The 24,337-nt window shown below is 66.1% G+C and carries 22 protein-coding genes and 2 pseudogenes; 13 read left to right on the top strand and 11 right to left on the bottom strand.

Annotated features, from left to right (window positions below):
- Positions 1-31: 31 nt before the first annotated feature.
- The gene (locus C5E41_RS26860) at positions 32-1,366 is read right to left on the bottom strand and encodes an LLM class flavin-dependent oxidoreductase (protein WP_258081277.1); all 1,335 of its coding nucleotides are present in this window, start codon (positions 1,364-1,366) and stop codon (positions 32-34) included.
- A gap of 121 nt (positions 1,367-1,487) precedes the next feature.
- Between C5E41_RS26860 and C5E41_RS26855 the strand changes: the two genes are divergently transcribed.
- On the top strand, positions 1,488-2,357 hold the full coding sequence (locus C5E41_RS26855; protein ID WP_104378522.1) for a LysR family transcriptional regulator: 870 nt from the start codon (positions 1,488-1,490) through the stop codon (positions 2,355-2,357).
- Positions 2,358-2,791: 434 nt separating this feature from the next.
- Here C5E41_RS26855 and C5E41_RS34155 read toward each other — a convergent pair whose 3' ends face one another.
- On the bottom strand, positions 2,792-3,064 hold the full coding sequence (locus tag C5E41_RS34155; protein ID WP_104378521.1) for a hypothetical protein: 273 nt from the start codon (positions 3,062-3,064) through the stop codon (positions 2,792-2,794).
- 175 nt (positions 3,065-3,239) lie between these two features.
- Positions 3,240-3,521 (bottom strand): helix-turn-helix domain-containing protein, encoded by a 282-nt coding sequence (locus C5E41_RS26845; RefSeq protein WP_104378520.1) that lies wholly within the window; start codon positions 3,519-3,521, stop codon positions 3,240-3,242.
- A 157-nt stretch (positions 3,522-3,678) separates the two neighbouring features.
- Between C5E41_RS26845 and C5E41_RS26840 the strand changes: the two genes are divergently transcribed.
- Positions 3,679-4,323, top strand: coding sequence for a TetR/AcrR family transcriptional regulator (locus tag C5E41_RS26840; RefSeq protein WP_181063447.1), 645 nt, complete (start codon positions 3,679-3,681; stop codon positions 4,321-4,323).
- Complete coding sequence (locus tag C5E41_RS26835; RefSeq protein ID WP_146097705.1) at positions 4,323-5,063, top strand: LLM class flavin-dependent oxidoreductase; 741 nt, start codon at positions 4,323-4,325, stop codon at positions 5,061-5,063. The genes C5E41_RS26840 and C5E41_RS26835 overlap by 1 nt, the downstream gene beginning before the upstream one ends.
- Positions 5,064-5,521: 458 nt before the next feature.
- Here C5E41_RS26835 and C5E41_RS26825 read toward each other — a convergent pair whose 3' ends face one another.
- From C5E41_RS26825 to C5E41_RS26810, 3 genes are all read right to left on the bottom strand, one after another.
- On the bottom strand, positions 5,522-6,919 hold the full coding sequence (locus C5E41_RS26825) for an MFS transporter (RefSeq protein WP_181063446.1): 1,398 nt from the start codon (positions 6,917-6,919) through the stop codon (positions 5,522-5,524).
- A 1,032-nt stretch (positions 6,920-7,951) separates the two neighbouring features.
- On the bottom strand, positions 7,952-8,740 hold the full coding sequence (locus C5E41_RS34150) for a transposase (protein WP_146099136.1): 789 nt from the start codon (positions 8,738-8,740) through the stop codon (positions 7,952-7,954).
- Between the two features lie 402 nt (positions 8,741-9,142).
- Positions 9,143-9,712: a TetR/AcrR family transcriptional regulator gene (locus C5E41_RS26810; protein ID WP_258081276.1), complete on the bottom strand. Its 570-nt coding sequence runs from the start codon at positions 9,710-9,712 to the stop codon at positions 9,143-9,145.
- Positions 9,713-9,831: 119 nt separating this feature from the next.
- Here C5E41_RS26810 and C5E41_RS26805 point away from each other — a divergent pair, with 119 nt between their 5' ends.
- Entirely contained in the window at positions 9,832-10,992 is a 1,161-nt protein-coding gene (locus tag C5E41_RS26805; RefSeq protein WP_104378514.1) for an epoxide hydrolase family protein, read from the top strand.
- 241 nt (positions 10,993-11,233) lie between these two features.
- Here the strand turns inward: C5E41_RS26805 and C5E41_RS26800 are convergent, their stop codons facing one another.
- The gene (locus C5E41_RS26800) at positions 11,234-12,139 is read right to left on the bottom strand and encodes an alpha/beta hydrolase family protein (protein ID WP_104378513.1); all 906 of its coding nucleotides are present in this window, start codon (positions 12,137-12,139) and stop codon (positions 11,234-11,236) included.
- Positions 12,140-12,279: 140 nt separating this feature from the next.
- Here C5E41_RS26800 and C5E41_RS26795 point away from each other — a divergent pair, with 140 nt between their 5' ends.
- The 5 genes from C5E41_RS26795 to C5E41_RS26775 all read left to right on the top strand — a co-directional run bounded on the left by C5E41_RS26795 (position 12,280) and on the right by C5E41_RS26775 (position 16,361).
- Positions 12,280-12,849 carry a TetR/AcrR family transcriptional regulator gene (locus C5E41_RS26795; protein ID WP_104378512.1) on the top strand — a complete coding sequence of 190 codons (570 nt, stop codon included), beginning with the start codon at positions 12,280-12,282 and terminating at the stop codon, positions 12,847-12,849.
- Between the two features lie 267 nt (positions 12,850-13,116).
- Positions 13,117-13,278, top strand: coding sequence for a TetR/AcrR family transcriptional regulator (locus C5E41_RS35380; protein WP_258081275.1), 162 nt, complete (start codon positions 13,117-13,119; stop codon positions 13,276-13,278).
- A 163-nt stretch (positions 13,279-13,441) separates the two neighbouring features.
- Positions 13,442-14,299, top strand: a complete 858-nt coding sequence (locus tag C5E41_RS26785) for an SDR family oxidoreductase (protein ID WP_104378511.1) — start codon at positions 13,442-13,444, stop codon at positions 14,297-14,299.
- Between the two features lie 251 nt (positions 14,300-14,550).
- Positions 14,551-15,207: a TetR/AcrR family transcriptional regulator gene (locus tag C5E41_RS26780; RefSeq protein WP_181063445.1), complete on the top strand. Its 657-nt coding sequence runs from the start codon at positions 14,551-14,553 to the stop codon at positions 15,205-15,207.
- Between the two features lie 218 nt (positions 15,208-15,425).
- Positions 15,426-16,361 carry an oxygenase MpaB family protein gene (locus C5E41_RS26775; RefSeq protein WP_181063444.1) on the top strand — a complete coding sequence of 312 codons (936 nt, stop codon included), beginning with the start codon at positions 15,426-15,428 and terminating at the stop codon, positions 16,359-16,361.
- Positions 16,362-16,381: 20 nt separating this feature from the next.
- Here the strand turns inward: C5E41_RS26775 and C5E41_RS26770 are convergent.
- Positions 16,382-16,706: pseudogene (locus C5E41_RS26770) on the bottom strand (IS481 family transposase); the annotation flags it as partial.
- Positions 16,707-16,915: 209 nt separating this feature from the next.
- Between C5E41_RS26770 and C5E41_RS26765 the strand changes: the two are divergent.
- Together C5E41_RS26765 and C5E41_RS26760 are read left to right on the top strand one after the other, a co-directional pair.
- Complete coding sequence (locus C5E41_RS26765; RefSeq protein ID WP_104378508.1) at positions 16,916-20,197, top strand: protein kinase domain-containing protein; 3,282 nt, start codon at positions 16,916-16,918, stop codon at positions 20,195-20,197.
- Positions 20,198-20,322: 125 nt separating this feature from the next.
- Positions 20,323-20,562 (top strand): hypothetical protein, encoded by a 240-nt coding sequence (locus tag C5E41_RS26760; protein ID WP_104378507.1) that lies wholly within the window; start codon positions 20,323-20,325, stop codon positions 20,560-20,562.
- Between the two features lie 40 nt (positions 20,563-20,602).
- Here the strand turns inward: C5E41_RS26760 and C5E41_RS34145 are convergent, their stop codons facing one another.
- Positions 20,603-20,869, bottom strand: a complete 267-nt coding sequence (locus C5E41_RS34145; RefSeq protein ID WP_181063448.1) for a hypothetical protein — start codon at positions 20,867-20,869, stop codon at positions 20,603-20,605.
- On the opposite strand from C5E41_RS34145, the pseudogene C5E41_RS36055 reads away from it, so the two are divergent.
- Positions 20,753-20,992: pseudogene (locus tag C5E41_RS36055) on the top strand (MFS transporter); the annotation flags it as partial. The gene C5E41_RS34145 and the pseudogene C5E41_RS36055 overlap by 117 nt on opposite strands.
- Here the strand turns inward: C5E41_RS36055 and C5E41_RS34140 are convergent.
- Positions 20,926-21,222, bottom strand: coding sequence for a hypothetical protein (locus C5E41_RS34140; RefSeq protein ID WP_104378506.1), 297 nt, complete (start codon positions 21,220-21,222; stop codon positions 20,926-20,928). The pseudogene C5E41_RS36055 and the gene C5E41_RS34140 sit on opposite strands and share 67 nt — an antisense overlap.
- Before the next feature lie 23 nt (positions 21,223-21,245).
- Positions 21,246-23,414, bottom strand: a complete 2,169-nt coding sequence (locus C5E41_RS26750) for a putative bifunctional diguanylate cyclase/phosphodiesterase (protein ID WP_104378505.1) — start codon at positions 23,412-23,414, stop codon at positions 21,246-21,248.
- Between the two features lie 116 nt (positions 23,415-23,530).
- Here C5E41_RS26750 and C5E41_RS26745 point away from each other — a divergent pair, with 116 nt between their 5' ends.
- Positions 23,531-24,337 carry an SAM-dependent methyltransferase gene (locus C5E41_RS26745; RefSeq protein ID WP_104378504.1) on the top strand — a complete coding sequence of 269 codons (807 nt, stop codon included), beginning with the start codon at positions 23,531-23,533 and terminating at the stop codon, positions 24,335-24,337.

The raw sequence follows: 24,337 nt of genomic DNA, 5'->3' as shown, positions 1-24,337 counted from the left end.
GGTTCTTTCTGGCGGCAGGTGTCCGGGCCGGTCAGGCCACGTTGTACCGGTTCGGCGGGATCGGCAGGCCGAGGTGGCCGCGCAGGGTCTGCGCGGTGTACTCGGTGCGGAATACGCCACGCTCCTGCAGGATCGGCACGACCTCGTCGATGATCCGGCGGAAGTTGGCGGGGTGGTCGACGGCGATGTTGAAACCGTCGCACGCACGTGCCTCCCACCACTCGATGAGCTTGTCCGCCACCGTCTCCGGTGAGCCGACGAATTCGCTCTTGCGCCGCTCCCGGGTGGCCTCGACGGCCTGGCGCAGCGTCCATCCGTTCTGCTGCGCACGCTCGGTGATCGCCTTGGCCTGGGTGTAGAAGGAGCGCTCGCCATACGCCAGCGCCTCGGCCGGGAACGGCGCGTCGAGGTCGTAGGCGGTGAAGTCGTGCCAGCCGAAGGGCCGGCCGAACTCCTCGAGCGCGGCGGTGAAGGTGTGGTCGGCGGCGTTGTTCGCGGCCTCGATCTCGCGCGCGTCCGCGTCGGTGTCACCCACCACGATCTTGATGCCCGGCAGGATCAGCAGGTGATCGGGGTCGCGCCCGAATCTCTTTGTGGCCCTGCCTTTGATGTCGCTGTAGAAGGCCTGGCCCGACGGGATGTCGGGAGCGTGGGTGAAGATGCCCTCGCCGACCGCGGCTCCCAGATCGCGGCCTTGATCGGAGTCGCCCGCTTGAAAGACCACCGGGTGTCCCTGCGGTGAGCGGACCAGGTTCAATGGACCCTGCACCCGGAAGAACCGGCCGTCGTGGTCGAGTCGGTGTTGTTTGCTGCGGTCGAGGAACCGTCCGGTCGTCCGGTCGCGCACGAAGGCATCGTCCTCGTACGAATCCCACAGTGCCCGAGCGAGTTCGACGAATTCCCGCGCGCGCCCGTATCTCGTGTCGTAGTCGTAGTGCTCGTCGAGTCCGTAGTTGCGCGCGGTGCCAGCATCGCCGGTGGTCACGACGTTCCACCCCGCCCGGCCGCGCGAGATCAGATCGAGGGAGCCGAGGCGGCGGCTCAGGTTGAACGGGCTGTTGAAGCTGGTCGTCGCCGTGCCGACCAGGCCGATCCGGGTGGTCTGTACCGCCAGCGCGCTCAGCAGCGTCAACGGCTCCAGACGGTTGAGGTAGTGCGGCGGCGAATACGGCGTGATGAACTGGCTGTCGACGATGAACACCAGATCGAACAGGCCGCGCTCGGCCAGCCGCGCGATATCGGTGAACCAGTCGATGTTCACACTCGCGTCGCCGGGGATGTCCGGGTCCAGCCAGAGGGTGTGACTGCCGGGGCCGCCTGTTCCGTAAGGAACGGCTCCCAGATGAATTTGCCGTCTGTTCCGCACACCGCTCCGTCCATTGATTTCCTGCCTCGTCGAAATTACGGGAATACACCCGGCCCATCCAACGAGCATTCGTGATGAGAACCATCATGATTCGTAATAGCAGTGCATAATTGTCAGGATCATGACCAAGAACCTCGACATTGCGCCATTGCGGAGCTTCGTCGCCATCGCGGATTGCGGCGGCTTCCAGCGAGCGGCGACCCACCTGCATTTGACTCAGGGCGCTGTCAGCCAGCATGTGCGCAGGCTGGAGGATGCGGTCGGTCGCCAGCTGGTGCAGCGGCACGGGCGCGGCTCGCGATTCACCCCTGATGGCGATGAACTGCTTGCCGTGGCCCGGCAGATCCTCGACCTGCACGACAACGCGCTGCGCAGCTTCGGCGTACGGTCCGGGAACATCCTCACGATCGGCTCGACCGAGCACGGCGCCGCGCAACTGCTGCCGGCCCTCGCGAGCGCGCTCGGGCAGGCGGCCCCGCAGTTCTCCGTGCGGTTCCGCATCGACCGTGGCGGTGCTCTCCGCGACGGTCTCGCGCGCCGCCGGATCGATCTCGCGCTACTGCTGAACAGCGATGATCCGAGCGCGATTCGGGTAGGAGACCTGGAGCTGACCTGGTATTCCGCGCCGGGCTGGCAGCTGCCTCCGCGCCCGGACCCGGTGCCGATCGTCGCCTTCGACAGCCCCTGCGCGCTGCGCAGCCGCGCCCTGGAAACCCTGTCCGAGGTCGACCTTCCGGCGTCGATCCGGGCCGAGGCGCCGCAGCTGGGCGGGGTACACGCCGCGGTCGCCACGGGTGTAGGGGTGGCACTGCTTGCGACACTCGGGCAGACCCCGGAGGGGCTCGTTCCGTGCTTCGACCTACCGGCCGCGAAGCCCTTGCGGCTGTCTGTTGGCGCTCGACCAGGGCTGCCGGTCGCGACGGTGAAAACTGCCGCGGACGCTTTACGGCCGTTGCTTGCACCGCCTCTGCGCCTGGCCGCGGGGGCGTGAGCGCTGACGGTCGAGCCATTAATACAATCTCGACGATTTAATTCGAATATTTACTCGACAAGGATTTCGGTTCCGGATCGAGTTCATTGAAATCAGCGAGATTTCATTTCTTTATCGGGGCACCCTGCCTTCGTCGTTCGCCTCGGTAGGGCGCCCGTGGGGTTCCGCTGTGGACGTCCGAACGCTACAGATATAGGCCGGAAACCATACCGTGGCAGAGGAAGCGGAAGGCAGTAGACAACCCCGACAACCCCGACAACCCGGCGCCGCGCCCGCGGATGTTGGTCGACCACGATCAACAACGTCCCGTGGTCGTAGTCGACGACGAGAGATCTTGGCCAGCTCACCCAGCCGGGTGAAGGGCCGCGGCGACTTGGCAGCCTACCTGCACGGTGGCGGGCTCACCCAGCGCGGCGCCGCGTGAACCTCCGGTGTCATGCGGCTGGTTGTTTCGGTTCCCCGATCACGACCAGGTTGATCACCAGTGCCGCCGCGGCGAAGACGACGGCCGCGATGACCGCGATGGACAACCCGTGCGCCAGCGCCTCGTGGACCGTGGCGCCGGTGGCTTCCCGGTCGGTGCGGGCGGATTGGTAGATCGTGGTCAGGATGCCGACGCCGAGGGACAGGCCGATTTGCTGGGTGGTCTGCAACAGTCCGGATGCTGCGCCCATATCCTGCGGTTCCAGGCCGCCGAGCACGGTCATGTTGGAGCTGTTCGAAGAAGGTGATGTCGGGATCCATCCGCGTCAACATCGTCATAGGTATTCCTCTGCGGCAGTTGGTGTTTCGCTGTTTCCCGGTTCGCACCGACAAGACCGTGACGGTGCAGGATCGTGTGGATCGTCGAGATCGCCGGAACCGGTGCGGCGCCGTCGCGGATCAGCTGCGCGCGGATTCGGCGCGCCCCCACGTCGGCCTATCGCCCCGGATCCGCACCACCGCGGACTCGATGAGCGTCGGCAGGCGCCCGGGGACTGTCTTGGGTCTCCGCGAGCGTGGTGCCAGCCCCGCCGCACCCAGTTCTCGATAGCGGGCGAGGTAGCTGTAGTAGCTCTTGCGCGACACCCCGAAACGCCGGCATACCTCGGGCACAGTCAACTGGTATCGCTCGGGCGCGTGCAGTATCTCGAGCCACCGCTCGGATCGGGCATCTTGCGTCATTCCATCGCCGCCGACACTGCGGCGGCACCCGATACTGCGATTTCCGTGGCGACCGCGATGGGCCGGCGCCGGACCGTCCTTTCAAATGGGTTCATGAATCTGAACCGCTGGTTATAGAACAGGTCACGATGCGGGCTACACTGCGAGAGTGGTAGGAGTGAGGACATCGCCGGGTCGTGCGGGCTCGCGTGGGCGTATCGATAAGCGACGGGCGATCTTGGAGGCGGCGTTCGTGGTGTTCGCCCGCCGGGGGTATGCGCTGGCGTGTGTGCAGGAGATCGCGGAGGAAGCCGGTGTCGCCAAGCCGACGATCTACAACCACCTCGATGACAAGGAAACCCTGTTCCGTCATGCGTTGACCGCTGTGGCCGACGAGGTGCTGGCGGAGAATCTGTCGGTGGTGGAGCGGTTGCGTAACCCCGGCGCGGATGTGCGGACGACGTTGGAAGATGTGGCCTACCGGCTGATTCGTGCCTGCTGCACCGAGCGGTCGCGTTCGTTGCGATGGTTGACCTACGCCCAGGTCGCGCAATTCCCCGATCTCATCGATATCGTCATGAGCCGCACCTCGTTCCAGCTCGCCGACGCCCTGGCCGATCGGATCGCGCGTCTGTCGCTGTCGGGTCGCCTGCGCGGGTGCGATCCGGCTGTGGCTGCCGAGCAGTTTCTCGTGCTGATCACCGGTCCGATGGAGGGGCGGTCGCGGCTGGGCACCCGCAAGGTTTCGGCCGCCGAGATGCGCGCTGTGGCCGCCGCGGCCGTCGACACCTTCTGGTGCGCCTACGGCGCCCCGGACGAGTGATGGAGCCCCGGCCCTTCCGCTTCGGGATCGTCGCCACCGAGGTCTCCGGCGCCACCGAGTGGGCACAGACGGCACGCGAAGCCGAGGACTCGGGCTTCGCGGCGCTGCTGCTGCCGGAGCTGCCGCCGCCGGTGCCCGCCCCGCTGCCTGCGCTGGCGTTCGCCGCGGCCGTGACCAGCACCCTCGAACTCGGAACGTGGGTGCTGGCCAACGACTTCCGCAACCCGGTGACCGTGGCACGGGAGGCCGCAACGCTGGACCTGCTGACCGGCGGTCGCTTCCGCGTTGGGATAGGCGCGGGACAGCTCGGGGACGGCTACCCCGCGCTCGGCATCACCGCCGGTTCCGGGGCGGCGCGGGTCGAGCGCCTGGCTGAATCGGTGCGGATCATCAATACGCTGTTTCGCGGTGGCAGTGTGCACGCGGCAGGGGGGCACTACTCGAGTGCGGGTGCGCGGTTGCTGCCGCCGCCCGAGCGTAAAATTCTGCTGCTGATTGCCGCCGGTGGGCGGCGCGCGACCGAACTCGCCGCGACCTTCCTCGCTATATCAACGACGGCCGATGGGACGTGGTCGGCGAATTGTTCAGCGAGACAGCGTTTCTCGACTATGGTCGCAGGCAAGGTTCGCGCGATCGGCGCTCAGGAACGGGGCGAAGGCTTCGTTCGGCACCGCCCGCAGCGCTCGCGATGGCATTTCCGTGGATTGCCGCGTATGTGTAGGGCTGCTCGGGTGGGTTGAGCAGCAGGCTGACCCGTGCGTCCTGGCGCAGATTGCGTTCCTTGGCCCAAGGCGGAAGCGTATGGGCGGGGGAGCGGCGGAGGGGCGAACGCTTTCCTGAAAGCCGTTCAGCGCCAGGGCTGGCGTCTGTATGCGGGTGGGCGTGACCGCTGAAGGTGACGGGCGACGGTCACGGGCAGGCAGAAGGTTGTCGCTGTGGAAGGCGCGCAGGCGAACTGTGGTGAGCTGTCGGTGATGACGTGTACGCGCACCGCCGCACCGACCCGTTTGTCTCGGAGACGGGCCGGTGGGTCTGGTGATGTGCGCGATGTGTGGCTGCTGAGTCGGTCAACGGGTGCAGATGCCGGGGACGGCGTGTGTGGTGTAGATGAGTGGTGGTGCCGCGAGGCTGGTGGTGATGTCGCCGGGGCAGCGTTTCGTGGTTGCAGGTCAGGGTGAGACGGTTCCGGTCGATGACCTCAGGCGGGGTCCTGCTTCGTGGCGGAGGGCAAGGCGAGGCAGAGGATGGCGCTGAGGACGAGCGCTGCGACGATGGTCAGTCCGCTGGCGGTCAAGGCTTGCTGGTAGTCGCCGTTGGTGACGGCGGCGAAAAAGATGGCGCTGAGGGCGGCAACGCCGATCGCACCGCCGAATTGTTGTCCGGTGGTCCAGATTCCGGAGGCGGTTCCGGCGTATCGCGGCGGGACTGTGGCCAGGAACAGAGTGGTCAATGGTGGCTGAACGAGATTGATGCCGATTCCGATGATGAACAGGCCGGGAACCAGCAGCCACGCGTTGATGCCTGTGGTCGCAGAGGAGGCGGCCGCGAGAATCGCCAGGGTGCCGATCGCGCCGAGCAGGGCGCCGGTGAGCACGGTGATGCGTCCGAACCGAAGGGTGAGCCAGCCGATCGAGGGGCCGACCGCGAGACCGCCGAAGGAGAACGCGATGGTCACCATCCCGGTGCGCAGGGCGCTGTAGTGCTGGCCGTCCTGGAGCCAGAGCACGAAGATGAGCAGGAAACCGCTGAAGGCGGCGAAAGCGAGGAGCTGGATGAGCAGCGCGACACTGCTGGTGCGGCTGCGCAGTAGCTCGAGCGGGAGCAGTGCTCCGCTGCGTGCGGCGGCATTTCGGTGCTCGCCGACCGCGACTGAGGCGCCCGCGGCGATGCCGGCCAGTAGCAGTATCCACGTCCACGGGGCCCAGTGGTACGAGCGCCCTTCCAGCAGCGGGAACACGACGGCGACGAGTCCGGCGGTGAGGCCGATCGCGGCGAGCCAGCGTGGCCGCAAAGCTTGCTCGGACCGGTTTTCCGGGATCAGCCGCAGGCCGAAGCCGAGCAGAATCAGCGCGGCCGGGACGGTGACCCAGAAGATCGAACGCCAGCCGAGGCCGCCGATGTCGGCGGTGACGAGGACGCCGCCCACAAGCAGGCCCGCTGCTTGAGCGAGTCCTGCCGCCATGCCGAAAAAGCCGAGCACAGTGGCACGTTCGGGCCCGCGGAACAACACGAACAGGCTGGACAGGACCTGGGGTGCAAGGATCGCGGCGGCCGCGCCCTGAGCCGCACGCGCGGCGATCAATTCGCCGGCACCATCTGCCAGTGCCGCCCAGGTACTGGCGACGGCGAACGCGGCGAGACCGACGAGGAACATGCGCTTGCGTCCCCACAGATCACCTAATCGTGCTGCGGTGATCAGCGTGGCCGCGAATGCCAGAAGGTAGGCCGTGGCGATCCATCCGACTTGTGACGGCGTTGCACCGAGGTCGACCTGGATGGTGGGAAGTCCGACGTTGGCAATCGTGACGGCCAGCAGGTCGAGGGTGAACCCGAGCACCAGCACGACCATCGCCGCCCAGCGCCGCGGATGCAACACCTCAGCCGTGTCGGTGGTGGCGGCCGGTGGTGACGCAGCCGCCGCGTGGCTTTGCTCGGGGTGTGCGTGATGAGCGTTGATGACGGTCTCCTTCGCAGAAATCGGTGAAAACCTCAGGCGGATCGGGGAGTCCGACCAGCTGCAGAAACCACCGGTGGTGACGCTGTCCGGTGGCGTTCGTTGCGTGCGAGCCACGGAGCGGCCTGCTGAGATCGGCAGCTCACCGGAGAGCTCGTTTTGTACCCCGTGGTTCAATCTAATATCCCGATCGGGAAGTTTCAACAGGTCCCGGTGATGCTGGACGAGGCGGGCGCGGTGACCGACACGTTGCGGGCCGGGGTGTCCGGTGGATCGGGATAGACTGCGGCATCGAGGCTTCCGTGGTGTCCGTGCGACCATGACGATCACTGCCGCCGTCGGTGACCGGAGACGCCCTGCCTGTGAATGAACCGGCACCGGGTCGTTCCGGCGCGCCGAGGGCTCTGTTCGCAGGTGTGCGGCGCGGACCCTGGGTTTGTCGTCCAGCGCTGCACGTCACCGCCGGTGCCGGCGCATAGCACCGGGGCTGTCCATCGTCGCTGGAACATGTTTTGCATCGGCGCGGTGACCGCTCGGAACGTTGTCGCAGCTATGTTCGATTTTATTGCAGGGCAATAGGTTTTCGAGCCGCCAAACCAGACTCGGGCGATTGACCCCGATCGACTACGAGACAATCATGACCCCAGCGATCATTCAGGCCGCATAACCACTGACCTGCCCCACCTTTCGGGTTCCAGTCGCGGCGGCTAACTGGCAGCGGGTTCGAGTGTCTTGTCGGAGAGTAGTTCGTATTGGCTACCGAACCCCGCAGAGTGTGTTGCCTTGACCCCCTGAATCTAAGGAGGCTTCTTTTCAAGAACTGTATGTCCTTGTCCTGCTCGGCAACTCGCCTTCGTAATGCCTGCACCTCGGCTCGCTCCGCCGATAATGCTTCCTCACCGTGGGCAGCTGCCTGAGGTTCACCCCGAATGGTGGACAGGGGGCTTAAAGATTTCAGGCGGCAGCGGTTCGAAGTGAACGCTCGTAGTCGTCGGGGCTTTGGTTCCCGATCGCGGAATGCCGCCGGGTAGTGTTGTAGAAGTTCATCCACTTGTCAACCGAGGCAACGAGTTCGGTCTTCGTGGCGTAGGCGTGCTGGAAACCGGCACCAGCGGCACGCTCGATGACACGCTCGGCCCCGCGGTACGCACCGTTATTGCCACCGGCGATTACGACGGCCATGTCGGATTCATGCGGACCCACTGGCACACCGCCGACGAACTGCGCAGCGAAATGGAAGCTGCCGGTCTCGGCGATGTCCAGGTCTACGGCATCGAGGGGCCGGCGTGGCCAGCCCTCGATCGCATGGGCGATCGCAGTGGACAGCACCGGCATCCACAACACGATGCCTTCGAGGAGGCGGTGACGGGGGTCTACTCGGTATGGCAATAGTTCTGGAAGCCTTCGCCGAACAAGACCGTGGGCCCGCGGGCGGCGGGCCAGACCTGGACGCCGCGGGTGGCCTCCGGGTCGGCACATCTGGGTATGGCGGCGACAGAGCCGCACGCCGGTCACAACATATTCGCCGTTGAGACCGAAATCCGTTGCTAAGGAGGCAAGTTCATTGTCAATGGCCTGAAGCGAATCACCTCCGGCCTGGACGTCGTCGATCGCGTGTTGGTATTCGGTCGCGCCGACCGTCGCGATCCCGGCGCCGGCTACACGACGGTACTGCTCGACCCGAGAGCGCCCGGTGTGATGATGACCGAGATACCGATGCGGTTCCGAGAAGGTGTACGCCACTTCCAGCTCGAATTCGACACCACTGTCGAGTCAGGCCCGCGGCCCGGTGTCGAGTCGGAGCGCAAACCCCCGGTGAGCCAATCCCGAATGGGCGGCAGGAACCTCACGAGCCAGCCCGACCCAACGCCTCCGGCAGACTACGGCCGGTGATCACCCAGCCCGCCAACCGGTGACATTCATATAAGCCGGAACCTCAGGTCGACCTCGACGAGCAAGTCAGGCTCGCCTGCCCCACCGTTTCGCAGTTGGCCGGTGTCGATCAGCTCCTGCTTACGCAAACTCGGATGGTCTGGTCGCTGACGCCCAGATCGGCAACCACCTGCGCGACCGGACCCTCGCAGCAATCAGATCCAGCGCCTTGCGGCGGAACTTTTCGGGACCACACCGCTCGAGTGCCGCGGGTCAGGGTTGGTCGCCTACGAGAGCGATTGCGCGTGTTTCGGGGACTCCCAGCATTAGTAGGCTCGTGATCGTCGCTGCTCGGGGGCCGCGGGTTCCGTTCGACAGGTCGCTGTCCGCGATGGTGAACACGGCGCCGTAGGCAAGCTGGCTCAAAATGCCTGCGGGTAGGTGCTGTGCGAACACGTCGCTGTCCTGGCCCCGCTGCACGAGGTCGGCGAGGAGCTCATCGACAGGTCCGAGCAGGCCGTGGATCGCCTCGCTGTACTCGCCCCGGCGCAGCGTCAACAGCACTCGGTACCGGTGCGCCACCGGCCAGACGCGGGCGATGAATTCTACCCACGCCGCGTCCGCTGCCGAGTCGGCGGCGTCGACTTCGGTGAGGACGGCTGTCATCTCAGTGACGGCTCGTTCCGTGAGTGTCCGAATCAGGTCGAGGCGCGAGGGGAAATGGCCGTAGACGGTGCGGCGGACGACGCCGGCAGCGGAGGCGATGTCGCCCATTCCCGCGTCGGGGTTCTCTCCCAGCACGTCGAGGGCGACATCGAGGATGCGATCGCGGGTCTCGTTCATCGAACGAACACGGGAGGACTCGGTGGGCACGACACCAGTGTTGCACACTGGTGTGCAATGCCCTAGATTTCACACCAGTGTGCAATGAAAAGTTGCGCTTGGAAGCTCTGGAGAAGGCAATGACCGCATCGACGGCACCGGCCTCGGCTCTCGTCCGCCCGTTCACCGTCTCGATCTCGGATTCGGAGATCGACGAGCTGAAGCAACGGCTGGCGAGAACTCGGTGGCCGGATCCGGAAACGGTGGGCGACTGGTCGCAAGGGGTTCGCGTGGAGAACGCCAAATCGCTCGTCGCCTACTGGCAGCGAGAGTACGACTGGCGCCGATTCGAATCGGAGCTCAATCGATTCCCTCAGTTTCTGACCACGATCGACGGCCTGGATATCCACTTCATCCATGTGAGGTCCAAGAACCCGGACGCGATGCCCCTGATCTTGACCCACGGATGGCCGGGTTCGATCGCGGAGTTCCTGAAACTGATCGGCCCACTCACGGACCCGGTCGCGTTCGGGGGTGGGGTCGAAGATTCCTTCGACGTCGTCGTCCCGTCCCTGCCCGGGTTCGGGTTCTCTGAAAAGCCGACCGAGGCGGGCTGGACGGTTTCGCGTATCGCCGCCGCATGGGTGGAGCTGATGGACCGTCTCGGCTACGACAACTGGGCGGCTCAGGGTGGCGATTGGGGTTCGGTGGTGACCACCACTCTCGGGGCCATGCGACCCGAGGGGCTGCTTGGGATTCACTTGAATACGCCATACGCTTTCCCCGCCCGAATACCCGACACGCTGTCTCCCCAAGAGCGCTACGCCGTGGACGGCCTCGCCCGCTACACCGGCGACCTCGGTGGATCGAACCACCTTCAGGGCACCAAGCCGGAGACCGTAGGATTCGCTCTGGCGGACTCTCCGGCCGGTCAGGCAGCCTGGATCTACGAGAAGTTCCAGTCCAAGACCGACAACCACGGGCTCGCCGAGGACGCACTCAGCAGAGACGACATGCTCGATGTCATATCCCTCTACTGGTTCACCAACAGTGCAGCGTCGTCCGGCCGCATCTACTGGGAGAACCGATCGGCCAGCATGGCCGGCCCCAAGCTGACGCTGCCGGTCGCGGTCACCGTCTTCCCGAAAGACATCCCACGCCTGCCACGAAGCTGGATCGTAGACACCTACATCAACCTGATCCACTACGGCGAGGCCGCCAAGGGCGGACACTTCGCGGCTCTCGAGCAGCCCGAGGTCCTGATCAGTGAAATCCGCACCGGCCTGCGTAGCCTTCGTTGATCACGGTCGGCGCCGGGCAGGAACCGGCACCGCGATCACATGCCAACCGGGGTTTCGCCGACGCCTCGGTTGGGGCCGCGTTCGAAGTCTGGCTGAGTCGCACTGGCGCTGAACCCTCCCTGACCATCGTGAATGAATGAGGCAGCCTTTATTCCGCGACGCACGAACTCGGCGTGAATCCGCAGCCGTCGGGTAGTCGGTTTCCGTATTTGTGGCAGTGTTTGCACCGACCGCCTGGTCGTCACTTCGAAACGATGCTGGCCAGCGGATCGCTGGCGGCTTTCAGGGCCGCTCGGAATACGGGCCAGGCGTCATCGTCGAGGCCGAGCGCGGTCTGCAGATAGGCCAGTGTGGCCTGTTGGACGAGGGCGACACGCTCGGGACTCTCATCGGTCGTCCGAGTGTCGTAGGAGCCTTGGATGCCGCCGAGGCTGTGTTCGGCGCGGTGCAGGGTGACAAGGTCGGTGGCCCCTGGGCTGATCTGGAAGCCGTCGGTGAACCACTCGGGGCCGCGCAGCGTCAGGGGGGACTGGTCCTGGTCACCGGCGACGATCAGGCTCGGGGTCTTCATCGTTGTGAAATCGGGGTTCATGAATGGGAAGTGCTCGACGGCTATGGGGGACAGGTCGGGGCCGCCGGTGCCGGGGAGGCAGAGCAGGACCGCCGCTGCGCCCCTCGGGTCGGCCATGCTCTCGCCGGGCGCGCCGTTGGTACCGAGGACGCCGGCGCCGGCGAGGGTGCTCGCCGTCTGCGCGCCCCAGGAGTGTCCCGCGACTGCGATGCGATCGCGGGCGAGGCGACCGGTCAAGCCGGGCACCGCGGCCTCGATGTCGTCGAGCCGGTCGAGGGTCAGCGACAGGTCGTCGGTGCGAATGCGCCAGATGTGTGGGACCCGCGGGTCGCTCGGGGCGAGGCCGAGTGAGTCGAGGTGGGTGGGCTGGATGACGGTGAAGCCGTGGGCGGCCCAGTAGTCGACCAGCGGTCTGTAGTCGTCCATGCCCAGCGTCATGCCATGGGAGAACACGATGATCGGCAGCTCCCGCCCGGCTGTCGGTGCGGTCACTCGTACCTGCAGATCCTGGCCGCGCTCAGGGGCAGCCAGAGTGAGTGGTCGAACCGACACTATAGGGGTCGTGGTGGCGTTCATGTGCTGGAGACCTTCCTGATCGAGGCATGTCGAAGCCTCGGGGTAAACGTGCATCTGAGAGTATGTTTATCCGGATCAACGTTCCTTATGAGCTTATCGGAACATTGATCCGGATAGCAAGCGTGAAGGGAGACACTCGAATGACGGCCGACACCAAGCCGTCCGGCCGGCGCAAGCGTTCCGATGCGCGCCGCAATCAGCAGGCGCTGCTGGACGCCGCCGCTGGCGTGTTCGTCCGCGCGGGGATTGACGCTCCGGTGCGGGAGATCGCCGCCGAAGCGGGCGTCGGTATCGCTACCATCTACCGGCACTTCCCCACGCGCGCGGATCTTGTCATCGCGGTCTTCCGGCACCAGGTCGACGAACTCGCGGCCGACACCGCCGACACCGCCGCGACGCCTTACGAGCAGCTGCGGGACTGGGTGAACCGATTCGTAAGCTTCCTGGTGACCAAACACGGCTTGGCCGAGGCGATGTCCTCAGACCGAGCCGGGTTCGAGAGCCTCCATGCCGGCTTCGTGCAGCGTCTGGTGCCGGTGCTCGATCGGCTGCTGCGGGCAGCGGCCGCCGCTGGTCAGATCCGCGGGGATGTCGAGGCTCTCGATCTGATGATCGCGATCGGCAACTTGTGCGTCGGAGCCGAGACCTTTCCCGGCTATCGCGCCCGCCACATGATCGACGTGCTCCTCGCGGGTCTCGCGCGCGGATGACGATTTCCGGCGGCCCTTGCTGAGGCTCGCGCATTGACCGCGAGGTGCGCGGCCCCTTCAAGGCAGACCGCGTCGAACCCCATTCTGCGACAGCATTATCGGGATATCGACCACTCCGCACTCTGCCCAGACGCGATCTCGGTGCGATGGGGACTGTCTGAAACAGCACTCCCCGGACGGGACCGGCCAGCTGGCGTCGACTCCTGGTGTGATCGTCGCACGGCTCAATCATCCGCGCCGGGCCGGCCTCGTGACAGCAGCCGCGACGTGGCAATTCTCGACGCGACTCTGTCCCTGCTGACCGAGGTGGACTATGAGCACCTGTCCATGGAGTCGGTTGCGAATCGTTCCGGGGCGGCGAAGACCACGATCTACCGCCGCTATCCTGACAAGGCCGCGCTCGTTGCGGCCGCGGTCGAGCGCGGCTGAGATCCGGGGCCTCGGCACTGTTCGCCGAGGTCGCGCCGGCCGTGACGTCCATCGCGTCGTGATCGCGGGCGAGCCGTGCGATGACGCGTTCGTCCGGCACGTCGTCGACGACATTCTCCTGCCACTCCTGCGCGGCCACTGACACCCACCGGAAGGAACCCACATGATCGTCGTCACCGGAGCGACCGGGGCGCTCAACGGAGCCACCGTCGGGCATCTCCTCGAGCGCGTACCCGCCGAGCAGATCGGCGTCAGCGTCCGCGACATCACCAAGGCGCAGCACTTCGCCGAGCGGGGGATTCGGGTACGTCAGGGCTCCTATGCGGACTCGGCTGCTTTGCGGCATTCGTTCGAGGGCGCCGAGCAGGTGCTGCTCGTGTCCTCCAACGACCCCCACGCCGACGCCGTGAGCCTGCATCGCGCCGGCATCGCTGCCGCCGTCGACGCCGGAGCCCGGCGCATCCTCTACACCAGCCACCAGGGCGCCGGATCGGACAGTCCCTTCCCCCCGGCCCGCGTCCACGCCGCCACCGAACGACTCCTCGCCGAGTCGGGCGTCGCGTGGACCTCCCTGCGCAACGGCTTCTACGCCCACAGCCTCGCCTGGCTGCTGGGCCCGTGGCGCCAGACCTCCCTCATCACCGCCCCGGCCGACGGACCGGTCTCCTGGACAGACCGCGCCGACGTCGCCGAAGCCGCGGCGGTCATCCTCGCCGGCGACCACACCCTCGACGGGCCGGTCACGCTCACCGCTCGCGCGGCCGTCAGCTTCGACGACATCGCGGCCCTGGCATCGAAACTCAGCGGCCGCGAGATCGAGCGTGTCACGGTGGACGACGAGGCATGGATCGCGGACAAGATCGCAGCCGGCACCCCCGAGGCTATGGCGCGGATGACGCTCACCACCTTCCTGGCAGCCCGAGAAGGCCGCTTCGCCCAGGTCGACCCTCTCCTCACTCAACTACTCGGCCGGGAACCGCGCAGTGTCGCCGACCAGCTCGCGAACATGAACACCGCCTGAACACACGACCCGCCGGACATCTTCATCGCCCAGCACGAGGCCCGGGAGGAGAGTGTCTGTGGCGCTGGTATCCGACGCCGCTGGGGCGCTGAACGCACATTCGCCTGGATCAGCAATCACCGCCGCTGCGTCCGCGACTACGAAACCTGACCCGAGAACCACGTCGACGCTTCGAGTATCGAGACCAGACCTGCCCAAGTTCTCGGACGCTCACTGACGGTATGTCATGGCGTCGGTCTACCGTCGAACACATGACGGACAGCGCAACCCCGGACAAGGTGGAGGCGGCAAGACTGCGGGGTGAGCGGCGCCGGCAGCGGACCCGGGTCGCACTGCTCGACGCCGCAGAGCAGTTGCTGTCGGACAGGTCCGCCGATGCGGTCCGAATGGAGGACGTCGCAGCACTCGCAGGTATCTCACCTGCCTCGGTATATGTGCATTTCGGCACCAAGGACGCGCTGGTCGCCGCGGTCATAGAGCGGCTGCTGGACACATCGCTGGCGTCGCTGACGGCCGCCTACACGAGCGAGGGCAGCGCCTTCGAGCAGGTCCAGCGGGCGGGCGTTGCGTTCATGCAGCTGCTGCTGGATCATCCGGCGCTGATCCGGCATCTGTCGGCGACCGTCCCGAGTGAGTCGCACACCCTGATCGATGCCGCCGTGGTCGAGCGGATCGAACTGCTGCGCCACGCTTTCGAGAAGCGCATCCAGACCGCTGTCGACGCCGGCGAGATCGCACCATTGGACAGCCGGTTGCTCTCCTTCTTCCTGTTCGGTGCCTGGCAGGGTGTCGCGGCGCTCGCGTTGCGCCGCGACGCCCTTCGGTTGACGCCGGAGGAAGTCGAACGGTGCATCACGCAGGCCAGCCAGGTCCTGGTGTCCGGCGCGACCCTGCGCGCGAGGGACTGATCGGTCAACCGGTCCGTTCGACATCTTGCCTTCAGAGTGATCTAGAGTCATACTCTTAATTAGAGCCTGACTCTAGATGTAAATGTCTTTCGCAGCCGCCCCTCAGGAGATGCAGGTCGATGACGACTACCAAAGCCGCGAGCACAGTGCCGCCGACTCAGCAGTTCCGGCGGCCGCGTGCAGAATTTTGGGCAGACCGACGACTGACGGTCACCGCGGTGCGGAAGCTGATCGAGCAGCTCGACCCGGTCGAGGACGATGCCGAGATCACCCATCTGTCGCTCGAGGTGATCGTGCCGCCGATGTTCGGGCATGCGGCCTACGCGGCGGGAACCGCCCGGGGGATGACGCACCCCGCGGAGGCGGTCGTCGGCTACCGCGGTGGTCGCGGCGACCAAATAGTCCGGCCTGAGCATCGCGACCGCGATACGTTGACGTTCTTCGGCATGTTCATGCGGGAAGGTCACCGCAGCGCCCGCGCGCAGGAGATCTTCGACCGGGTACAACAGATCCACCACGATGTGCGCGGAGTCGGCAACGACCTCCAGCTTCATGTCCTCGGCTTGCTGATCTTCGAGCCGCAGCGCTGGGTCAGCGACCTCGGCATGCCCGGCTGGTTCTCGGAGAAGGAGAACCTCGCCCGCTTCCACTTCTGGCAAGGTGTGGGCCGCGGGATGGGGCTGCAGCAGATTCCTCAGGACTACGACGAGTTCCGGCAGTGGGTCGACGAGTTCGAGCAGGAACATTTCGCGCCAACCCCGGAGGCACGTGCGGTGTACCGCAAACAGGTCGAGGGTTTCGCTCGATGGTTCCCGGGGCCGACGAAGGTGCTGGCCCACCAGACGCTGTCGGCCGGCCTGAGCCGGATGACCCGCCGCGTGGTCGACTCCGGCCCGGTCAACCCGGCTTTCACACTGGCCTTGGCGGCGGGCCTGCGCGCTTACCGTGCGACCGAACCCGTCCGGCGGGTGAACCTCAGCCGCACCTGGGTCGGCGAATTCAGCCGCCTCGGCGCCGATCCCGACCTTGCCGACCTGGGCTATCAGCACGACGTCACCTCGGACCCGCGGTATCAGCGCGCGGGCGACCCCGCCAAGGGATACCGGTACTCGGTGGCCCGCGGGCTCGAATCGGGCGGTCGACCCGCGCGCTAGCTGTAGGAGGGCTGGACGTTGCGCGTAAGGAACGCGGCTGCGGTGGTTCCCTTCTCGTCTGACAGGGGTTCGGTGTAGGCGAGCCGGGAGACGCCGTCGACTATCGAGTGCGGGTAGACGTGGCCGTGTTCGGCGCCGGTCGATTTTGCTCGGCTTGCTGCCTTGGCTCGTTCGCTGTCGCGGCCGTGGATGCGCCATCCGCCACCGTTGGGGATGCGGCCGACCTTCTTGACGGCCAGGTGGGCCGTGGGGCCGGGCCAGCGGGCGATGATCTTGCCCGGTGTGCGGTTGTTCTCGCCGTTGGGGTCGATGACGGCGTTGCCCAAGTCCGAGCCTGGTGAGGTGTCCATGGCACGCATGAGCTGCCGGGCGTTATGGAAGGACAACAGACGAACCGAAACAGTGAGAAAGCCGCCGCCGAGCACCGCCCTGCGTCGCGCACCTTGGCCACAGGCCCGCAACCGGCGACCGCGAAAGCCCGCAGTCCATAGTCCGAACGGTCAGGCGGCGATATTCTGGCTGGTGTGCCGGTACAGGTGTATCGCAAGTAGCCGATGGCCGCGAGCGATCCTTTGAAAACTCAACGTGATGTTGGCGTCGGTGTCGTCACGGAGTTGAGCGCGGTCGGATTCGGGGACGCCGAAGAGATCGGGCGGGGTGGTTTCGGAGTCGTGTACCGCTGCACCCAACGGGCCCTGGATCGCACGGTGGCGGTGAAGATCCTGGCCAGCGAACTGGAGGAGAACCGCGAGCGGTTCATACGCGAGCAACGAGCGATGGGCCGGCTGACCGGGCACCCGAACATCGTCGGCGTGCTCGAGGTCGGCGAAACGAGCACCCGTCGACCGTACCTGGTGATGCCGTACTACGAGCGGGGGTCGCTCGACGCACGGATTCGCAGCAACGGTCCACTCTCGGTGGAGGACGTACTACGCCTCGGGGTTAAGCTGTCGGGCGCGCTGGAAGCAGCGCATTGCGCGGGAATTCTGCACCGGGACGTAAAACCCGCGAACATTCTGTTCACCGACTATGGCGAGCCCGCGCTGACCGACTTCGGCATTGCGCACCTCGCCGAAGGGTTCAAGACCGCGACCGGCATCGTCACCGGTTCACCGGCGTTTACCGCGCCCGAGGTGCTCGGTGGCGATACCCCCAGCCGCGTCTCGGATGTGTACGGGCTGGGAGCCACACTGTTTTCCGCACTGACCGGGCACGCGGCGTTCGAGCGCCGCAGCGGCGAGAAACTGGTGGCGCAATTCCTGCGAATCACAACCCAGCCTCTACCCGACCTGGGCAACAGGAGCGTACCCGACGACCTGAGTGCTGCGATCGAGACGGCAATGTCTCGCGACCCACGGCACAGGCCTACCGCGGCGGCATTCGGCCGGCAGTTGCAGGCGGTGCAGCGCGCGCACGGTTTCGCTGTCGACGAGATGGCGCTGCGTGCGGAACCCGGCGCCAAGCACGCATCGCCCGCGCCGGCGGCCGCCGTCAACCAGAGCAACGTTCCCGACCTATCCATCGCCAGGTCGCCGGGCCGCATGGGGACCCTGCCGCTGGAGTTGACCAGCTTTGTCGGTCGGCGCACTCAGATCGCCGAGGTGAAAACCCTGCTGACGGCATCGCGTCTGGTGACTTTGACCGGAATCGGAGGTGTCGGTAAATCCCGCCTCGCACTGCAGGTTGCAGCAAGACTACGTCGGGATTTCCCGGGCGGTACCTGGCTGGTCGAGTTGGGTGAGTTGCGCGATGCGGCGTCGTTGGTCGATGTCGTCGGCGCCAGTCTCGGTCTGCGCAACCGGGCCGGCAAGTCGATGGTCGAGGTACTCGTCGAATTCTCGTCCGCACGCGAGATGCTGCTGGTGCTCGACAACTGTGAACAGGTAGTCGAGGCGTCCGCAGAGCTGGCCGAGTCGCTGCTACGGGCGTGCCCGCAGCTACGGATTCTGGCGACCAGTCGGGAGGCTCTCGGTGTCGGTGGAGAGTTCGTGTTCGCGGTGACGCCGTTGAGTTTCCCCGATCCGGGAACCGCTCCCTCGATGCGCGACATGGCCCGCTACGATGCCGTGACGTTGTTCGCCGAGCGGGCCGCCGCCGCCGTACCAGGTTTCGGACTGACCGAGGACAACAGACTCACCGTGGCCCGGATCTGCGCCCGGCTGGACGGGTTGCCGTTGGCGATCGAGTTGGCGGCGGCTCGGCTGCGCACGATGTCAGCTCAGCAGATCCTGGCCCGGCTGGACGATCGGTACGCGCTTTTGACCCGCGGAAGTCGCGGTGCGCCCGCACGGCAGCAGACGCTGCGATGGTGCATCGGCTGGAGCTATGACCTGTGCACCCCAGCCGAACAACGGTTGTGGGAGCGGCTGACGGTATTCGCCGGGAGCTTCGAACTCGACGCCGCCGAATACGTGTGCGGCAGCCGAATTACCGAACAGGAATTGCTTGACGCGTTGTCGGCGCTTGTGGACAAGTCGATCCTGATCCGCGAGGAAGCCGACGGCGCTGTCCGCTTCCGGATGTTCGAGACCGTGCAGGAGTACGGCAGACGTAGGCTCGAGCAGGCCGGCGAGTATTCGGAACTGAGTCGGCTTCATCTGGATTGGTACGAGCGCTTGGCGCTCGCCGCAGAAGCGCAGTGGATCAGCCCGCGTCAGTTGGATTGGATCGCCCGGCTCGAACGCGAGTTGCCGAATCTGCGGAAGGCGCTGGAATCCAGCGGGAGTCACGGCAACGAGGGCGGGCTACGAATCGCCGCTGCTCTGCTTCCGTTCTGGCTGCTGCGTGGACGGCTCAGCGAAGGGCGTCGGTGGTGCGATCGCGCGCTCGGTCGTCCGCCGGATGGTTCGGGACTGGAACGAGCCAAAGCTCTCCTCGCCGTCGACCTGCTGGCCGCGACTCAGGGCGACCTTCCGGCCGCAACCCGCTGCGTGGTGCAACTTCGCGCGCTTGCCGAGCAGAGGGAGGACTTGATGAGCAGCGCCCTGCTCGCCAACGCCGACGGGTACAACGCTCTGGTAAGCGGCGATTTGGCTCATGCGAACAGCCGACTGAGCGATGCAGCCGATGCATTCGGCGCCTGCGGCGAGGTCACAGCACAGTTGAGGGCGTTGATCTCGCTCGGATTGACCTACGACATGCAGGAGAAGATTCCGGAGGCCCTCGACTGCCTCGAGCGGGTGCTTGTCGTCGCTGAATCTCACGGTGAGACGGTGTATCGGTCGTATACGTTGGGCGTCATGGGGCTTGCCCTCTGGCTCCAAGGCGAACGCGATCGCGCGATGCACATGTTGGTGGAGGCTGTTCGGCTCACCAGGCTGGTGGTCGATCCGATGATCGCCGCGATCTGTTCAGAGATTCTGGCCTGGATCGCGGTCGAGAAGCACGAGGCTCGGCGCGCGGCCGTCCTGTTGGGCGCGGCCGAGACGCTGGGCAGAATCGGCGGCAGTTCCAGCTTCATCTTTGCCAGTTTGCTCGCGCACCATAATGAATCCGAACGTCTTGCGCGCGAGGCGCTCGGCAAGCGAACGTACCAAACGGCCCGCCGAGAGGGAGCCAGAATGAGTTTCGATGCTGCCGTTGCCTTCGCGCTGGGCGAGCGACCTCAACCTGTGACACCGTCTGACCGCGGGGCGGCGGCATTGACCAAGCGTGAGCGTCAGGTCGTCGACCTCGTTGCCGAAGGCATGACCAATAAGGCCATCGCCGACCAGCTGGTGATCTCGCTGCGCACGGCGGAGGGACACGTGGAACACGTCCTTGCCAAACTAGGGTTCACCTCGCGGGCGCAGATCGCAGTGTGGGCCACGCGGCAGGCACGCGAAGAAGCCGAATGACACCATGCGAACGCGGCCCCCGATGCCGGCGAAGTTACGTAAACCCGTTCTCCTCCGCGTGATCCCGATCGAAAGAGAAGGACATTCGTACTGTCTCACTGCGGAGGTTACGTCGCGATACGCCTTTGGAGTTGCTGCGGTACGGCAACTTCAGAGACACTGCGGCCACGCACATCATGGGCAAGACCCGCGACCGCACAAGGGGCGGCGCCCAATTGGGCCATGCGGAACAATCGACGGTGGCGACTGTGCACTACATCGACTGCAACGGCCACATCCAAGACGCTGTGGACAACGCGGATGTCATGGAGAGCCTCAAACCGGCGAAAGTTGGCGCAAAACTGGAATCCGGGCGTGTGGCGTAAGAGGCGGAACCGTGTGACCTGCACAGTCTTCCAAGCCGCGTCACACTCCGAAAATGTGGCTCAGTCGCTCTCCTTCGACCAGGAGAAGGAACAAGCCGTAGTACAAATCGAGCATCCCAGCATTGTGCCCCGCCGCGGTGCCGTGCGGCATGCAGATGCGCGAGTTCGGTCCCACTGAGCGGGGTTCGGGATGATCGCCGGACTGATCGGCGGCTTCTGGATTCGCCGCTCCGGTGCCCGGCTGCCGCTGATGTCGGGGCTGGTGGTGATGGTGCTCAGCGGGCTGGCCTATGCGGTGTTCGGCCACGGCTGGAGTGTGATCGCGCTGATCAGCGCCGTGTACGGCCTCGCCTTCGGCCTGTGCTACGCCTCGACGCCGAACCTCATCGTGGAGGGCGTCCCGGCCGAACAGCAGGGCATCAGCGCGGGCATGCTCGGGGTCATGCAGTCGATGGGCGCCGCGATCGGCATCGCGGTGGCGACCGCGTTCCTCAATGCCAATCCGGTGCGCGCCGATCTCTCGGTGGCGGGAAAGCAGGTGGCCACCAAGGATATTCCGCTGTTGTTCGCCGACCGCGGATATGAGCTCGGCTTCTCCGACTGGGGCAATTCGATCACCGTCGACAAGACGCCGGCGTCGCGGTGGCCGATGCCGGTCACCGCACCACCCCCGTCCGTAGAGCTCAGCGGCCGTGCGGATTCGGCGGCGTGCCGGGCAGCTCGAGCGGCGGCGACCCCGGCTCGTCGAGTTCGCGTTCGAGCAGATCCGCGATCACGTCGGCATGCACCGGGTGGTGGAAGTACCAGCCCTGGGCGGTATCGCACTGCAGTCCGAGCAGCCGGTCGGCCTGATGCCGGGTCTCCACACATTCCGCGGTCACGCTCAGGCCCAGATCGTGGCTCAGATCGATGATCGTCTCCAGGATGAGCAGATCGCTGCGGCCGACCGTGCCGGCATTACGGATGCGATGAATGAACGGCCCGGCCAGTTTCACCACGTGCAGCGGAAGCTGGCCCAGATAGGCGAGATTGGAATAGCCGGTGCCGAAATCGTCGATGGCGATGCGGATCCCGGATTCGGCGAGGGTGTGCAGCGCCTGCAGCGGCCGCCCGATGGCGTGCATGAAGGTGCGCTCGGTGAGTTCCAATTGCAGACGGTCCGGCGGGATTCCGGTATCGGCGACGATCTTCTGCACCCGCTCGAGCCAGGCCGGATCGGCGACCTCCTCCGCCGAGACGTTCACACTCACGACCGGCGCCTTGTCGCCGAAACGGTCGCACCAGCGCCGGCCCTCCCGGCACGCCTGCTCCAGCACCACCGTGCCGAGCGCGATGATGTGGCCGCCGCCCTCGGCCAGGTCGATGAATCGAGCCGGGCTCAGGATTCCCAGCTGCGGGTGGTGCCAGCGCACCAGAGCCTCCACCGCGACCGGCCGGTGGTCGCCGAGATCCACGATCGGCTGGTAGTCGAGGAAGAATTCGCCGCGGGCCAGCGCGCCCGGGAGATCGGCGAGTAATTCGGCGCGGGTGTGCTCGCGGCGGCGCCGGCTGGGGTCGAAGACCGCGTAGCGGCCACGGCCGTCGGTCTTGGCCCAGTACATGGTGGAATCGGCGGCCTGCAGCAGTTCCTCGGTGGTGGTCTCGGCGGCCTGTTCGGAGATGACGCCGATGCTGACCCCGATCCGCAACCGGTGCCCGTCGATGTCGAACGGCACGGTGAACGCGTCGAGCACCGTGCGGGCCAGATCGATCAGTTCGCGCCGGCGGCGGGTGCGGGGCACCAGGATGACGAATTCGTCGCCGCCCATGCGGGCCACGAGATTGTTCTCCCCGACCGCGCACGCGCACAGCCGGGCCGCCGCGCGGGTGAGCAGTTCGTCGCCGATGGAGTGACCGAAGGTGTCGTTGACGGCCTTGAAATGGTCGAGGTCCACGTAGCACAGGCCGACTCGCGCATCCGGATCGGCGAAGGCTTCGGTGAGCGCGTCGAAGAACCGGGACCGGTTGGCCAGGCCGGTGAGCGGATCGTGATGGGCCCGGTAACTGAGCCGCTCGCGCAGCTCGCGCTGTTCGGAGATGTCTTCGACCAGCACCAGCGTGTACTGCGGCCGGCCGTGGTCGTCACGGATGAGCGAGACGTTGATATTGGTCCACACGGTGTGCCCGTCGCGATGGCGATAGGCCTTCTCCATCTGCGCGTGGTCGTGGTCCCCGCGCAGTACGCCCGCGTACAGCTCCCACATGCCCGGCGGATCGTCGGGGTGGGTGAGGTCGGTGACCTCGAGTTCGTACATCTGCTTCGGTTCATAGCCGAGCATGGCGGCGAACGCGTTGTTGACCTCGATGATCCGGCCGGTCATATCCGACAGCCCCGTGCCGATTCCGGCCTGGGAGAACACGGCCCGCAATCGGGCCTCACTGGCGCGCAACTGTTCCTCCACCACACTGCGCGCCGCGATATCGGCGGTGCGCACACTTTCCTGTTCGCTGAGCAGCCAGGCCCGGAAGGCGCGCACGTAACCGCTGGCGAAGGCGCCGATCAATTCCGCGGTCCGGCCGGAGGCGATGTCGAGCTCGGCGAAGTAGGTGGCCAGCACCGTCATGGTGCGACCGAGGACCTCGTCGCCGACGAAGTGAGCGCGGGCCAGATCGCCGCCCAGTTCGGCGACCCGCGCGGTACCGCCGGAGTCGGCGGCGTCGATCAACCCCCGGGCGAGGGTGAGCAGCAACTGATGGGCCTCGGAAACGCTCATGGGTACGACGTGATCGCGGACCCCGCCGCCGAGCGCCGCTGCCCATCGGTGCGCCAGGTCGGCGTGCGGACCGTCGTGTTCGGACCCATCCCACGCCATGTCGATGATGGTAGCCGGGGCGTGGACTTCGTGTGAACCGCGGGAGTTTCGCACGTGTGTCGAATACGATTGCGTGGCTTCGCCTTCCGGCGGGGCTGTATTCCAGAGAGGTTGCGATGACCAGACCTAGTTGGGCGCCGGAAGGGATCGACCTGGATCGGCCCAGCGCATCGCGGGTGTACGACTATTTCGTCGGCGGGATGCACAATTTCGAGATCGATCGCACGCTGGCACGCCAGATCGAATCGTTCACCCCGAATGTCGCCGAAACCATGCGCGCCAACCGAGATCTGTTGCGCCGCTGCGTGCGTCAACTGGTGGACGCCGGCATCACCCAATTCCTGGATCTGGGCTCGGGCATTCCGACCGTCGGCAATGTGCACGAGGTGGCGCAGGCGCGCAATCCGCAGGCCCGTGTCGTCTACGTCGATATCGATCCGGTGGCGGTGGCGCACAGCCGGGCGATCCTGGAAGGCAACCCGCATGCGGCGGTCGTGCAGGCCGATGTCGCCGAGCCCGACACGATTCTGAACGATCCAGTGGTGCGGGAGGTGCTGGACTTCGACCGGCCGATCGCCGTATTGCTTTTGGGAGTCCTGCATTTCGTCCCGGACGAGGCCGATCCGGCCGGATGTGTGGCACGACTGCAGCAAGCCGTCGCCCCGGGCAGCTATCTGGCGATCACCCATGCCACCGCCGACGGGCAGCCGATCGAGGTGCTGGAGGCGCAGAAGCTCTCGGGACGCACCTCGACCGAAATCGTGCTGCGCGACAAGGACCATATCGCGGGATTCTTCCACGACTGGCCGCTGCTGGAACCCGGACTGGTGCATCTGCCGCTGTGGCGGCCCGACAGTCCGGCGGATGTGGGGGAGCATCCCGAATTCTCCGGTGCCTATGGCGGTTTGGCGTTGCTGAACTGA

It is taken from the genome of Nocardia nova, assembly GCF_002933465.1.
Classification (GTDB): Bacteria; Actinomycetota; Actinomycetes; order Mycobacteriales; family Mycobacteriaceae; genus Nocardia; species Nocardia nova_B.
The sequence above is the reverse complement of the archived record's forward strand: the minus strand, read 5'-3'. Positions and strand labels throughout refer to the sequence as shown.